The sequence below is a fragment of the Corynebacterium sp. MSK039 genome (assembly GCF_030232315.1).
Lineage (GTDB): Bacteria > Actinomycetota > Actinomycetes > Mycobacteriales > Mycobacteriaceae > Corynebacterium.
In genome coordinates this window covers 1-13,565 of sequence record NZ_JASPJL010000005.1, presented here as the reverse complement: position 1 = coordinate 13,565, position 13,565 = coordinate 1, and the positions used below count along the sequence as shown (strand labels likewise).

Below are 13,565 nucleotides of genomic sequence, written 5' to 3'. Positions count from 1 at the left end.
GGCGCCTCCTGCGTATGGGGCTCAAAGAATTCTGTGGCAAATACCATTTTTGATTCTAACAAGCGCCCCAGACACGGGCTTGGTCTGTGCACACAAGCTGAGCCCCCCACCAGCAGCTCCCACCGGATCAGTTCACTGTGCCCCTACGCAACGAACGAAACCCCAGGTAGCGAACTACCTGGGGTTTCCCAACTGCGGAGGATGAGGGATTTGAACCCTCGAGGGGCGTGAGCCCCGCACGCGTTCCAGGCGTGTGACATAGGCCGCTAGTCGAATCCTCCGCTGACTACTATACCCAGGGGCACCAAGCGCACAAAATCCCCAGCGCTCGCAGCATTTCCGGTCCCGTGAAGCTAAGCGCACAGCCGACACCGGAACCGCCGTGGGACCGAGCCCCAACCCCACTGAAATCAACCCCACGTTCCCACGAGACAGCGCCCAAAAGATTGGCCCGAAAGACCGAGCGTTGGCCAGGGCCGTGGCGATGCGTTATGCTTTAGGCGGATTCCGCGTGGCGTGCATCTTGTGAACTCCCCCAGGGCAGGAATGCAGCAAGGGTCAACGAGCTCTCACGGGTGCGCGGGGTCCTTTTATTTTGCCCAAAAACTTCGCCGCTACCTGCCGGCCATCACCCGAGGCGCTACTACTCCCGCGCCCGTTGCGCGCGCACGGAGGCCACAATCAGGCCCACGATGTTCAGCCCAATCAGGCAACCAATGAACAGGAACACCAAGCCCGCGCCCCACAGCCCCGAGGAATCATTGGCGGCAGCCCAGAAGGACCACGCGAGCGCGAAGCCGGCGGTGAAACCCAGAACAACGCCCAGTGCGCCAGCGTAAAACCAGCGGGTCCGCAGCGAGAGCATCACCACCGCGAACACCGCACCGACACCGCAGGCAAACACTTGCCAGTCGGCATAAGGCCCACCCATCGGCAGGCCCAGCTGATCGGGAGTCCAGCTGAGGAAAAGTACCCAGACCACTAGCCCGGCAAAGAACGCCCACACCCCGGCGCGCACCGTGCTGAGCAGCTTCCACCAGTCACCACTCGCCACCACGCCCTGCCCATTCTTCTGCTCACGGCGCTGAACAAGCCAGGTTGCGAGCAGCTGCAGACCAAGGGGAAGTGGCCCGAAAATGACGTACACCAGCAATACGCCAAGCACGAGATTGATAATTGAACTCATAGATCAATTTTACCGCCAAAAGCTCCCCCGGCCGCACTCGTGACCGCGTGATGAAGAGCACCTCCCGATGCTCGCCACGCAGCTTCCGCAATCCCCCGCGCAGCACGGCACCCGTGGGTTAGCGTGATCCCATGACAGCCCGCACTGAACACTCCACCGCCGCAGCACCGAACAGCGCCCACACCGACGACCCCGCCTCCCGCCGCGGCGAGGTCAAGCTGGACGTCAAGGACGGCATCGCCTACGTCACCCTTCGCCGTCCCGGCAAGCTGAACTCCCTCACCCTCTCCGTTCTCGACGACCTGGTCGCCACCGCGCACAAAATCCGGCGCGACCGCACGATCCGGGCCGTCATCCTCGCAGGTGAGAACCATAACTTCACCGCGGGCCTGGACTTCGGCTCCGCGTTGAAGACCCCCGGGGGCATCGCCAAGGCCTTCGCGCCCCGACCGTGGCGCGGCACCAATACCTTCCAGGAGGCATGCTGGGCTTTCCGACGCCTTCCCGTGCCCGTCATCGCGGCAGTCGAGGGCTTCTGCTTCGGCGGCGGCGTGCAGCTCGTGGCGGCCGCGGATTACCGCTTCACCACCGCGGACGCCCAGTGGTCCGTGCTGGAGGCCAAGTGGGGCCTGATCCCGGACATGTCGGGGATCTTCTCCCTCAAGCAGCTGCTGCCCATCGATACCGCCAAGCGTCTGACCATGACCGGCGAGGTGTTCGACGGCACCCGCGCCGTCGAGCTGGGGCTCGCCTCCGAGGTCGCGGAAGATCCGGCGGCGGCCGCCCGCGCCCTCGCCGAGGAGCTGGCAACCCGCTCCCCGGATTCGGTGGCCTACGCCAAGCGCATCATCGACGAGACCTGGACCGCCGGCCCGCGCCGCACCTTCTTCATGGAGCGCGCCCGCCAGGCCCGTCTGCTGGTCGCCAAGAACACCAAGATCGCCCAGAAGGCGGCAGCCAAGGCGCGCGGCGCGGTTGTGGACGCCCGCTTCAAGCCCCGCGAGGTCCGCTAGCCCAGGTACGTCACCGGCTCGCGGGAGAGCAGCTCCGGGCGGAAGCTCTCCGCCCAACCTTCGAGGATTTCCGCCGGTGATGCGTCCTGCGCCAGGGCGTCGCGCACCCTCGCGGCAGTCACGCCCACGGCCTCCCCCAGCGATTCGCCGATCCACGCCAGGGCGTCCGCCACCCCGAGCTCGCGCATCGTCACCGCCCCGTCGCGCTTCGCCAGGCGCTTGCCTTCCGGCCCAAGCACCAGTGGCACGTGCAGGTATTCCACCTCCGGCAGCCCCAGCAACCCGGCCAGGTACGCCTGCCTAGGCGCGGAGCTCAGCAGGTCATCCCCGCGAACCACCTGATCCACCCCCGCGAGCGCATCGTCCACCACGACGGCCAGGTTGTACGCATATTCGCTGCCGTCCAGCTGCGCGGTGTTCCCGCCGCGCCGCAGCACCATGTCATCCACCTCGCCGGTATAGGTCCCTTCCTTCAGGACGTCACTGCCCAGCGCCTCCCCGGCCGCGAAGCCTTCGGTGATCGTGTGGGTGGTGACCAGGCTGGCCGGGGGGACGTCCGAGGAAGAAAGGTCACCGACGCGCAGCCGCAATGCTGGGCTGCGTCCCGCCTCGGCGAGCTCCGCCCGGCGCGTGGCCCTTTCCTCCTCGCTGAGGTTCCGGCAGGTGCCGGGGTAGGCACCCGGGGCGGCGTGCGGGGCGCGGGAGGCTTCCTGGATGTCCTTACGCGAGCAGTAGCACTCGTAGACTCGCCCCTGGTCAGCCAGCTTCTGCAGGGCCTCGGCGTAGTGGGCGAGGCAGTCGCGTTCGTGGACGATCCGCCCGTCGTGGGTGATCCCGAGTGCGGCGAGGTCCGCGAGCTGCCGGTTGGCGGATTCCTCGGAGGAGCGCTGGGCGTCGATGTCGTCGACGCGCAGGCGGAAGGCCCGGCCACTGTGGCGGGCGAAAAGCCACGCGAGGACCGCGGTGCGCAGGTTGCCCAGGTGCAGGTCGCCGGAGGGGCTCGGCGCATAACGCCCGGCGCCTTGCTGTATTGAACCAGCGCCCCGCTGTGTTGAACCAGCACCCTTAGCCAAGGCGCTGCTCCCAGCCCGGACCGTAGTAGCGGCCCATGAACTCCGCCCGGTACTTTTCGAAGCGGCCTTCCAGCATCGCCTCCCGGATGTTGTCCACCAGCTTGATCATGAAGTGCAGGTTATGCAGCGTGCACAGCGTGCCCGCGAGGTACTCCTTCGCGCGCAGTAGGTGGTGGATGTAGGCGCGGGTGTAGTTCTCAGACACATAGCCGCCGACCTCGGCGTCCACCGGCGTGAAGTCTCGCCGGAAGCGCGCGTTGGAGAGGTTCATCCGCCCATCGAGCGTGTACACCCCGCCGCGGCGACCGAGCCGCGTCGGCGCCACACAGTCGAAGGTGTCCGCACCTGCGGCGATGGCGGTGAAGAGGTCATCCGGTTCGGAGATGCCCAGCAGGTGCCGCGGCTTGTTGTCCGGCAGCTCCTGGGAGACCCACTCCACGATGGTTCCGAGGTTCTCCTTCTCCAGGGCCCCTCCGATCCCGAAGCCACCGAAGCCCCGCTTACCCTCCGCCTCGGCCTCCTCAGAAAGCTGCACCAGTCCGCGGGCCGCCTGGCGGCGCAGGTCCTCGTACTGCGCCCCCTGCACCACGCCCCACAGGGACTGCAGCGGCCGGTGGCTACGCAGCTCCGTCTGGCGCTGGTGCTCCTCCAGGCAGCGCTTCGCCCAGCGGTGGGTGCGCTCCACCGACGCTTCCTGGTACTTCCGGGTATTCGCCAGCGTGGTCAGCTCGTCGAAGGCGAACATGATGTCCGCCCCCAGCTGGTGCTGGATCTGCATGCTGACCTCGGGGGTGAAGCGGTGCTTGGAGCCGTCGATGACGCTGCGGAAGTCCACCCCGTCCTCGTCCACGATCGCCATGCGCTTCTTCTGCTGCGCGATGACCTTATCTTCGGAGACTTTCGAGTCCATGGCGAGGACCTTCTTGTAGCCCACGCCGAGGCTCATGACCTGGAATCCACCGGAGTCCGTGTAGGTCGGTCCGTGCCAGTTCTCGAAGGTGGCCACGCCGCCGGCCTCGTCGACGATGTCCGGGCCGGGCTGCAGGTAGAGGTGGTACGCGTTGGAAAGGATTGCCTGCGCCCCCGCGGATCGCACCTGCTCCGGGGTCAGGGTCTTCACCGTCGCTTTGGTTGCGACGGGGATGAAGGCGGGGGTGTTGATGTTCCCGTGCGGTGTTTTAAGGACGCCCACCCGGCCCTGCGTCAGTCGTGTTTCGCGGTCCCCTTCGCCGGAGTGCGATGCGATCGGGTCGGTCACCTCGCCCAGGGGCTTGAGGAGCTCGAAGGACGTATCAGTGGCAAACCCGGCCGCGTCGTGCGGTGGCTGCGAGTGGGATCCGGAAGTCATAATCGACAGTCTAGTGCTCGCCCCGGACATGCCCGTGGCGAACTGCTGGGCGGTGTCCACGAAGGCTCAGTGATACCCCGCGCCGCACGTGGAAAACTCATACTGAGAATAAGACTGGGGATATTTCACAGTGTCATTCCAAGTTTACAAGTATTACTGATACCCATGCGACCTGCACTAACGTCAGTGCTGACCAACGCACACTTTTAAAAACTCCAAGTCTTAGCCCGAAACTCTTGTTTTTAGAGGTTTAAACCTTTAAACTTGCAATCATGACGTGGGATTCGGCACGCATTCAGCAAGAGGTCTCCTGGTTTCGCCTCCGCCAAGGGGACTCAACAACCGTCGAGGTGAAACGCGCTGCCCACGGCCTGCCAGAAAACTTAGGGGCAACAACCTGCGCTTTCGCAAATATGCCCGAGGGCGGAACGATCATCCTCGGCATCGACGAGCGATCAAACTTTGACATTGTGGGAGTGCCAGAACCCGCGAAGCTCGAAGCCGGGATTGTCGATCAGGCGCGCAACGCCATCTCCCCGTGCCCGTACATCAACACGTACTCAGTGAGAATGGGCACCGCCGAAGACGCCCCGACCGTCGTTGTCGCCGAAGTTCAAGGTTTGCCGATCCAGGAAAGACCCGCTCGGTATAAGCATCGCGCCTATCTCCGACAGGCTGATGGCGACTACGAAATGCACGCATCCGACCTGCGGATGATCGAGGCCGCGAAGTCTCCGGAAAACCCCACGGCGGACTACGACATGCGGCCCGTGCCCAACACGTCGGCCAAAGACCTGGACGAAAAACTCGTCCAGCAAGTCGCCAACGACCTGCGCCAAGCGGTGCGCCCCTTCCGGGATATCGACGATGACCACGAAATCCTCAGGAAAATTACGGCCGTGCTACCCACCGGGGAGCTCAGCGTGGCCGGGTACTACGCCCTCAGTACTTTCCCCCAAGGGGTCTACCCAGCTCTCAGCGTGACCTGTGCGGTCCGGCTCCCCGACACGTCCCCTTCACACAGCCAGTCGTCCGCAAGAACCCGGAACCTCGAGCGTTTCTCTGGTCCACTGCCCACCCTCCTCGACCAAACGATGGAGTGGATCACCGCTAACCTCAGCACGTATCAGGCCTACCTCGCCAACGGGCACATGGTCGACCGTCCAGAGCTACCGCTCAACGCCATCCGAGAGGCCGTGGCCAATGCACTCATCCACCGCGACTTAGGCCCCGACACCCTCGAAGAGGGCCGCAGTATCGATGTCCGCATTACCCACAAGGCACTCATGATTACGAGTCCCGGTGGGTTGAAATCCCTGTCGGTCAGCCAACTGAAAAGCGACGAGCTCTGGCGCCAAGAAGTGAATCAGCGGCTCTACCGGCTCGCGAGGTCGCTGCGGGATGACGCTGGGCACAGAATCATCGAGGGTGAAGGTGGTGGCGTCCAGACCATCCTGAAATCCCTTCGCGAACAGGGGCTCAAGCCGCCCACATTCGTCGACACGGGTGTGAAGTTCACCGCGTTCTTCTGGCGCGATACTGAACCCCAGCTGCGCCCCGACATGGGTGGCGAGACGGCTGCCCCCGAGACTACTGCCCCGGAGCCGACCGATTCCCAGGCCTCTCCGGCGCCTACGCCTACCTCGCCGACCCCCACCTCAAAGGCACAGCCATCCCCGCAGTCATCTCCCGCAGCGCAGCCACGCCCCGACCTGGAAAAGCTCGGCAAAAATGCCCCGGCTGTGTACAAGGCAGTCCACACCGCGGGGGTTGGAGGGGCCACGGTAACGCTAAAAAGCATCATCGACGCAACCAACCTCAGCGAAAGCCAGGTAAGGTACGCGCTCAAACCACTGATCGAGCAGGAGCTCGTCCACATGCATGGCGGTCAAGGGCGACGCGGTACCACCTACACCGCTGCACGGTGACCAGCTCCCCCAACCACACGCCTAGCGCTTGGCAGCCTCGCCGATCTCCCCGCTCGCGAAGGCCTTCTCCAGCGCCGAGCCCTCCACATCCACGGTGGGCAGCACCTTGTCCAGCCACTTCGGCATCCACCACGTCCCCTTACCGAAGAGGAACATCAGCGCCGGGACGAACGTCATACGGATGAAGAAGGCGTCGAAGAGCACACCCGCGCCGAGCGCGAAGCCGAAGATCTGAATGAACGGCAACGGCTGGAAAACGAAGGAGGCGAACACGCCGATCATGATCAGCGCCGCCGCCGTCACTACCTGGGCACCCAGCGAGAAGCCACCGATGACGGAATCCTCCACCGCGGTGTAACGAGAACCACGCGCCGCGGCCTGCGAATCGTGCAGGAAGCGTTCGCGCATGCGGGAGACGATGAACACCTGATAGTCCATGGCCAGGCCGAAGGTCACGCCGATGAGGAAGATCGGCACGAAGCTGACCAGCGGGCCCGGCGAGTGCCACAGATCCCACAGCCCCTCCTGCCAAAACAGCACAGTCACGCCGAAGGCCGCGCCCACGGAGAGCAGGAACCCGAGCGCCGCGATGAGCGTGACCACGATGGAGCGGAAAACCATCAGCAGCAGGATCAGCGCCAGCCCCACCACGAGGCCCAGGTAAATCGGCATCGCGTCGGCCAGCTTGTCGGTGACGTCCTGCTGGATCGCTGTCAGGCCGGTAATGCCGATCGTCGCGCCGGTCGCCGCCTCGATCTCCGCCTGCTGTGCCCGCAGCGTGTGGATCAGCTGCACGGTCCGGTCATCCGTCGGGCCCTCCTTCGGCGTGACCAGCAGCTGCGCGGCGGTCTCGTCCTCACTCATGCCGACGATCTGCGCGTTCACCACGTCCGAGTTCTGGCGCATCTGGTCCGCCGCGTACATGAACGTCGCCTGCGCCGGGCTCGGTTGGTTTTCCGACGTCGGTTCCGTGCCGCCACGGTAAGGCTTCAGCGCCTCCGCATCCGCGCGGGCCTCAGACCCGTCCACCACGACGAGCATCGGGGCATTCTTACCGCCTCCGAAGCCCTCCTCCAGCATCTCCGCGGATTTGCGCTGTGTGGAGGTCACGTTGGCCGTCTTATCCGAGGGCAGCGCCAGCTCGAGGTTCAGCACCGGGATCGACAGCCCAGCCAGCACCACCATCACCAGGGCAAGCATCAGCCCAGGCACGCGGTGCACGAGCTTCACCCAGCGCACGCTGAAAGTGTTCTTCTGCTTTTCCGGTGGCACGGCGCGGGCCTCCGTGTCGTGCGGGCCGGCGGCCTCCTTCTTGAACACCCGATCCCCGAGCACGCCGAGCAGCGCGGGCAGCAGGGTCAGGGCCACCAGCACAGCAATGAAAACATTCGCCGCGGCCGCGTAGCCCATATACGTCAGGAAGGTGATGTTCGCCAGGCGCAGCGAAACCAGCGCGATGATCACCGTCAGGCCCGCGAAGACCACCGCCGAGCCCGCGGTGCCGGTCGCCAGGCCAATCGCATCCAGTCGGCTGCGCCCGTGCCGCAGCTCGTCGCGGTAGCGGGCCATGATGAACAGCGCGTAGTCGATGCCGACCGCGAGGCCCAGCATGAGGCCCAGCGTTGGCGTCATAGAATTCAACGGCACGAAGAAGGTCGCGCCGACCGTCAACAGCGTGCCGATGCCGATGCCGACCACCGCGGTGAGCAGGGGCAACCCGGCGGCGAGCAGGCTGGCGAAGGTCACCCACAGGATGATCATCGCCACCGCCAGACCGGCGATCTCACTGATCGGTTCGACGGCGACGGGGTCCGCGAAGCCCAGGCCACCGGCCTCGACGGTGAGCCCTGCGTCGCGGGAGATGTTCATCGCGTCGGTGACGGCCTGCCGGTCTTCGTCGGTGACGTCCGCGGGGACGGGGACGTCGAAGCTGAAGCTCAGCACGCCGGTGCGGCCGTCGTCGGAAACAGAACGCAGGGTGTGCGCGTCCAGCAGCGCGGTCTCGCGCGGCAGCCCCATCTCCATTTCCTGTTGGACGAGCTCCTTCTGCAGCCCGTCGTTCATCGTCACGGGGTTGTGCAGCTGGAGGGTGTCGCCGAGGTTCTGGACGTCCTGCTTGATGGCTTCGACGGTGCGGTCCATCGCCGCCATGTACTCGGGGTCCTTCAGCTGCTTGCCCTCCGGGGCCTGGAAGACGACGTTGACGATCGACTCCTCGCCAGGGTCACCCATCTCAGGGAACTTCTCCTGGAGCAGCTCGGTGGCGTGCGTGGAGGGCATGTCCTCGATTTCGAAGACGTCGTTGAAGCCCTTCTGGCCCGTGAGAGCGGCCGCGCCGATGCCGACGAGGGCGACCAACCAGATGCCGATGGCGAGCCACTTACGAGTAAACGACCAGCGTCCGAGGTGAAACAGGAACTTCGCCACGAGCTAAGGCAGCCTTCCATGCCGGGAAAAGGGGTATCACTCCCAGCCTAGTGGCTGATGGCTAGGTGCCCTAAGCGTGTACGGGCAGCCGGGTGGCAAAGAAAAATCCCCGTCCGGGAGGGACGGGGATCGTGTTGCGGTGGTGGAGGGATTTGAACCCTCGGAGGTTTTACCCTCACTCGCTTTCGAGGCGAGTACCTTCGGCCGCTCGGACACACCACCAGGATCACGGCGCGAAGCCATGAAAACCTTCGATAAGAGTAGCAAAACCGCACCCGCGCCCCAAAAGCCACGCCAGCAGTTCAGCGACGATCGGTGCCGGTAGTGCCCCGGCGGCCCGTGCAGTAGTGCCCGGCTCCCCGCAGGGTTAGCGGAGCTTTTCGAAGAAATCCCGCAAGAGCTGCTCGCACTCCGGCTGCAGCACTCCCCCGCGCACCTCGGCCTTATGCAGCGGCGCCTCCCGCGGCAGATCCCACACGCTGCCGCACGCCCCGGTGCGGGGTTCGTAGGCGCCGAATACGATGCGGCCCACCCGCGCCCCCAGCGCAGCTCCCGCGCACATCGCGCAGGGCTCCAGGGTCACGACCAACGTGCAGCGCTCCAGCCGCCAGGAATCCCCCAACTGGCTTGTCGCCTGCCGCAGCGCGAGGACCTCCGCGTGCGCCAGCGGGTCGGCGTCCTGCTCGCGGCGGTTCGTCGCGGTGGCCAGGACGGTGCCGTCGGCGTCGACGACCAGCGCACCGACCGGAACGTCCCCCGGCGGCGTGGCACGAGCGACGTCGATGGCCTGCCGCATCAGCTCCTCGTCAACGACGTGCCCACCCTGCCGGGGCAGACCGCCCCCGATGAGACGGCTGCGCTGGGCGGGGTTGCCTGGCTCAGTCGTCATCGTCCTCGTCATCAGGCAGGTTCGCGTCCAGCAGGTCGGAAAGCTCCTCGTCGAAGCCCAGCTCTTCGGCCACGCAGATCAGCTGCTCCGCTGGGTAGTACTCCGGGTCGTCGAACACGACCGTGAGCAGCTGCTCGGAGACGCCGAGGTCCTCCAGCATGTCGAATTCACCCTCTGGCCAGGCGGTATCGTTCTCGTCGGCCTCGTCGGCCTCCTCCTCGGTGGGAGTGTCGACGTCCAGCTCGTCGAGCATGTCAGTCGCCAGGTAATCGTCGATCGCCGCGGTGGCGTCCGACATCAAAATCCCCACTCCACCAGGGACGGGGCGCACGATCGCGCACCAGGAATCCTCGATGCAGACCAGACCAAGAACGGCACCTTCGGCGCGTTCGCTGCGGAGGTGCTCGACGAGGCTCTCGAGGGAATCGGTCGCATCATCAGCCAGCTCGCGGAGCGCCCAGCCGTGCTCGGTGCTGGTCGCGACAACAGCGATCGTGTCGAAGGAGTCAGTGTTACTCATGTTTCGGATTTTAGCCGGTCGCGGGGCGCGAGTCTGCACCGCTGGGGCACCCGCTGTGGCCGGCACTCCGGCTGCCTCGTGGGCTCTCGCAGTCCCCGGCGCGCGTCCGGGGCTTATGAGAGAATTAAAGCGTGAGTACGCAGCATGAATCCCAGCCCACCCGTCACCCTCTGCACCCGTCGCCGGGCACCCCGACCGCGTTCGAGCGCTTCCCGGTGTGCGTCCTCGGGCTGGGGCTAATCGGCGGCTCCCTGCTGCGCGATCTTGCGGACGGCGGTTGGTCCGCGTTTGGCTGGAATCGTTCCGCGAAGACGGTTTCTCAGGCCACCGAGGATGGTTACGACGTCTCCGGGGACCTCACCGCGACCTTGCAGCGCGCGGAACGGGAGGACGCCCTCGTCGTTCTTGGTGTGCCTGCTCCTGCGCTACCGGAGATTTTGGACGCCGTCGGCCAACACGCCCCGAGCGTGGGCCTGACCGATGTGACCAGCGTGAAGGGCGAGGTCCAGGCGCTCATCGAGGATCGCGGGATGGCTGATCGCTTCGTCGGCGGGCACCCGATGGCAGGAACTGCGCATTCGGGCTGGCGCGCGACCCTCAACGGGCTCTTCGACGGCGCCGTGTGGGTGGTCGCCTACGACCGGGCCGTCGCTGAGAACGAGCCACCGCGCGCGTGGTTCACCACCTTCGAGCGGGTGGTGCGCATGGCAGAGACTACTGGTGCGATCACAATCCCGAGCCGCTCGGGTGCGCACGACCGCGCGGTGGCCCGGATTTCCCACCTGCCGCATGTTTTCGCCGAGACCTTGGCGATGGTGGGCGACCAGGGCGGGCCGCTCAGCCTCGCCCTGGCCGCAGGGTCCTTCCGGGACACCACCCGGGTGGCTGGTACCGCCCCGTCGCTGGTCCGGGCGATGTGCGAGGGCAACCGGGATGCGCTGATCGAGTGCTTCGATGAGGCCCTGGAGATCCTCAACCAGGCTCGCGAGGAGCTGGAGCACAAGGACCTCAGCGCGCTGACGGAGGCCGGCTATGCCGCCCGGAAGCGCTACGAGGCTACGACAAAGCACGGGGATGCCACGGATCCGCGCCCGGTGATCCGCGTGAGCCCCGGGGCGAAGGGCTGGGTGGACCAGCTACTCAGCGCGGAGTCCATCGGCGCGCGCATCGAGATTTTCTAGCCCCGCCGGGTTCACCAGAAAGTGAAGTTTTAACATGACCACACTGCAAAGTCGCAGGTCCAAGCGGGCTGGAAGCGTTGTCTTCGCAGCCGCCCTCGCCCTCGGGCTCGCAGCCTGCGGGAATGATGCAGCGGACGGCGACCCGGAGGCGACGTCCTCACCGGTGACGTCGACCAAATCAACCTCCACGGAGAAGAAGACGTCCCAGGAAAAGGGCAAAAAGAAACCCGCTCCGACGCGTCGTCAGACCTCGACGGCGCCTGCACCACAGCAAACTCCGCAGAGCAATCCAGCACCGGCCGCAGGTCAGGGCACGGCACCGCTCATCGGTCACACCGAGGCACCAGGCCAGGTGCCCGCGACGCCAATGAATAAGACGCTGTCCCACTGCGGGGACATCCACCTCCACCAGGTGGGCACAAGCTTCTTTACTGACGGGACCTCCGGATGGACGCAGACTTGCTACTCCCAGATGCTTTCCCAGATGGAGGCCGAAGGCGTTGATATCTCGATCTACGAGTAGCTGGGAAATCGCGTACTAATCCGGCTTGGCGGGCGGTGGACCGGGCAGGCCGGCGCGCACAGCAAGAAACCCCTGGTGGGGCCGAAGCCACCAACCAGGGGTTTGAACTCGTGCGCCCGAAGGGATTCGAACCCCTAACCTTCTGATCCGTAGTCAGATGCTCTATCCGTTGAGCTACGGGCGCAACAGAGCATAACTATACATGCCACCCCACAGAAGCAACAAATCGCAGCTCCACGCACCAAAAAATGGAATTTTTGCGTGCCTAAACCTAGTGGTGGCCCGAATAATCGGCGTAACGTTGAAGGCCGACAACAAGCCACTCCAACGAAAGGAACACGCATGGCGACAATCAAGGCCGGCATCGTGGGGTACGGCAACCTCGGAAAGTCCGTCGAAGCCGTCATCAAGCAGACCAGCGACATTGAACTGGTGGGCGTCTTCTCGCGCCGCGACAGCCTCGACACCGACGCGCCGGTCATCCCTGTTGCAGACGTGGCTGAGTACGCAGACAAGATCGACGTTCTCTACCTCTGCCTCGGCTCCGCCACCGATATCCCGGAGCAGGCACCGGAGTTCGCGAAGTACGCCTGCACCGTGGACACCTACGACAACCACCGCGACATCGCCCGCCACTACTCCGCGATGCAGGACATCGCCGAGAAGGCTGGCAACGTCGCCGTCGTCTCCACCGGCTGGGACCCGGGCATGTTCAGCCTCAACCGCGTGTACGCAGCCGCCGTGCTGCCGGGCGCGCAGCAGAACACCTTCTGGGGCCCGGGCCTCTCCCAGGGCCACTCCGACGCCCTGCGCCGCATCGAGGGCGTTGCCTCCGCCGTCCAGTACACCCTCCCGGCCGAGGAGGCTCTGGACAAGGCTCGCCGCGGTGAGGCCGAAGGCATCACCGGCAAGAACGCCCACAAGCGCCAGTGCTTCGTCGTCCCAGAAAGCGACGACGCCGCACTGAAGGAGCGGATCGAGAACGACATCCGCACCATGCCGGACTACTTCGTGGGCTACGAGGTCGAGGTGAACTTCATCGGCCAGGAGGAGTTCGACAAGAACCACACCGGCATGCCACACGGCGGCCACGTGATCACCACCGGTGAGCTGGGCGCGACCCGCACCCACCACACCGTGGAGTACACCCTGGAGCTGGACCGCAACCCAGACTTCACCGCAGCCGTGCAGGTCGCATACGGCCGCGCCGCCCACCGCCTGAAGGAGTCCGGCCAGACCGGCGCCTTCACCGTGCTGGAGATCGCACCATACCTGCTGAGCGAGAAGTCCCTGGAGGACATGCTCCGCGAGGACGTCTAAGCGCCGCACCCCGACGCCAGGCTGGCGCGGAAATTCAAGAAGGGCCACCACGGGATGAACCGTGGCGGCCCTTCTGACGTGGGTTAAGTAGCAAAAAGTGTGTCTGCTCGGCGTGTCGCCGGGTGGGCCCTTTTTATCTCATGGGCCCTTTCCGGAT

At 65.3% G+C, this 13,565-nt stretch carries 11 protein-coding genes, 3 tRNA genes and 1 other RNA gene; 6 read left to right on the top strand and 9 right to left on the bottom strand.

Annotated elements, in window-relative coordinates; all coding sequences use genetic code 11:
- Positions 1-195: 195 nt before the first annotated feature.
- Positions 196-281, bottom strand: a tRNA-Ser gene (locus tag QP997_RS05170).
- Between the two features lie 218 nt (positions 282-499).
- On the opposite strand from QP997_RS05170, the gene ffs reads away from it, so the two are divergent.
- An RNA gene (gene ffs / locus QP997_RS05165) (signal recognition particle sRNA small type) lies at positions 500-594 on the top strand.
- Positions 595-643: 49 nt separating this feature from the next.
- Here the strand turns inward: ffs and QP997_RS05160 are convergent.
- Positions 644-1,186 carry a hypothetical protein gene (locus QP997_RS05160; protein ID WP_198493330.1) on the bottom strand — a complete coding sequence of 181 codons (543 nt, stop codon included), beginning with the start codon at positions 1,184-1,186 and terminating at the stop codon, positions 644-646.
- Between the two features lie 131 nt (positions 1,187-1,317).
- Here QP997_RS05160 and QP997_RS05155 point away from each other — a divergent pair, with 131 nt between their 5' ends.
- Positions 1,318-2,199, top strand: a complete 882-nt coding sequence (locus QP997_RS05155; protein WP_284846438.1) for a crotonase/enoyl-CoA hydratase family protein — start codon at positions 1,318-1,320, stop codon at positions 2,197-2,199.
- Here the strand turns inward: QP997_RS05155 and gluQRS are convergent.
- A complete protein-coding gene (gene gluQRS / locus QP997_RS05150) occupies positions 2,196-3,272 on the bottom strand; it encodes a tRNA glutamyl-Q(34) synthetase GluQRS (RefSeq protein ID WP_284846437.1) in 1,077 nt (358 codons plus the stop codon). The two genes, QP997_RS05155 and gluQRS, sit on opposite strands and share 4 nt — an antisense overlap.
- Entirely contained in the window at positions 3,265-4,620 is a 1,356-nt protein-coding gene (gene tgt / locus QP997_RS05145) for a tRNA guanosine(34) transglycosylase Tgt (protein WP_284846436.1), read from the bottom strand. The genes gluQRS and tgt overlap by 8 nt, the downstream gene beginning before the upstream one ends.
- Before the next feature lie 272 nt (positions 4,621-4,892).
- Between tgt and QP997_RS05140 the strand changes: the two genes are divergently transcribed.
- A complete protein-coding gene (locus tag QP997_RS05140; protein ID WP_284846435.1) occupies positions 4,893-6,548 on the top strand; it encodes an ATP-binding protein in 1,656 nt (551 codons plus the stop codon).
- A gap of 21 nt (positions 6,549-6,569) precedes the next feature.
- On the opposite strand, the gene QP997_RS05135 is transcribed toward QP997_RS05140, so the two are convergent.
- The 4 genes from QP997_RS05135 to QP997_RS05120 all read right to left on the bottom strand — a co-directional run bounded on the left by QP997_RS05135 (position 6,570) and on the right by QP997_RS05120 (position 10,384).
- Positions 6,570-8,975 carry an MMPL family transporter gene (locus QP997_RS05135; RefSeq protein WP_284846434.1) on the bottom strand — a complete coding sequence of 802 codons (2,406 nt, stop codon included), beginning with the start codon at positions 8,973-8,975 and terminating at the stop codon, positions 6,570-6,572.
- A 137-nt stretch (positions 8,976-9,112) separates the two neighbouring features.
- Positions 9,113-9,197 (bottom strand) — tRNA-Ser (locus QP997_RS05130).
- A 145-nt stretch (positions 9,198-9,342) separates the two neighbouring features.
- A complete protein-coding gene (locus QP997_RS05125) occupies positions 9,343-9,876 on the bottom strand; it encodes a nucleoside deaminase (protein ID WP_371260065.1) in 534 nt (177 codons plus the stop codon).
- Positions 9,854-10,384: a tRNA adenosine deaminase-associated protein gene (locus QP997_RS05120; RefSeq protein ID WP_246821211.1), complete on the bottom strand. Its 531-nt coding sequence runs from the start codon at positions 10,382-10,384 to the stop codon at positions 9,854-9,856. Before QP997_RS05120 ends, QP997_RS05125 begins: the two co-directional genes overlap by 23 nt.
- Before the next feature lie 170 nt (positions 10,385-10,554).
- Here QP997_RS05120 and QP997_RS05115 point away from each other — a divergent pair, with 170 nt between their 5' ends.
- Both QP997_RS05115 and QP997_RS05110 read left to right on the top strand, forming a co-directional pair.
- Positions 10,555-11,565, top strand: coding sequence for a prephenate dehydrogenase (locus QP997_RS05115; RefSeq protein ID WP_284846507.1), 1,011 nt, complete (start codon positions 10,555-10,557; stop codon positions 11,563-11,565).
- Positions 11,566-11,599: 34 nt separating this feature from the next.
- On the top strand, positions 11,600-12,088 hold the full coding sequence (locus QP997_RS05110) for a hypothetical protein (protein WP_284846433.1): 489 nt from the start codon (positions 11,600-11,602) through the stop codon (positions 12,086-12,088).
- 111 nt (positions 12,089-12,199) lie between these two features.
- Here the strand turns inward: QP997_RS05110 and QP997_RS05105 are convergent.
- Positions 12,200-12,272: transfer RNA gene (locus tag QP997_RS05105), tRNA-Arg, on the bottom strand.
- A gap of 158 nt (positions 12,273-12,430) precedes the next feature.
- Between QP997_RS05105 and QP997_RS05100 the strand changes: the two genes are divergently transcribed.
- Complete coding sequence (locus QP997_RS05100) at positions 12,431-13,408, top strand: diaminopimelate dehydrogenase (protein WP_284846432.1); 978 nt, start codon at positions 12,431-12,433, stop codon at positions 13,406-13,408.
- Positions 13,409-13,565 lie beyond the last annotated feature (157 nt).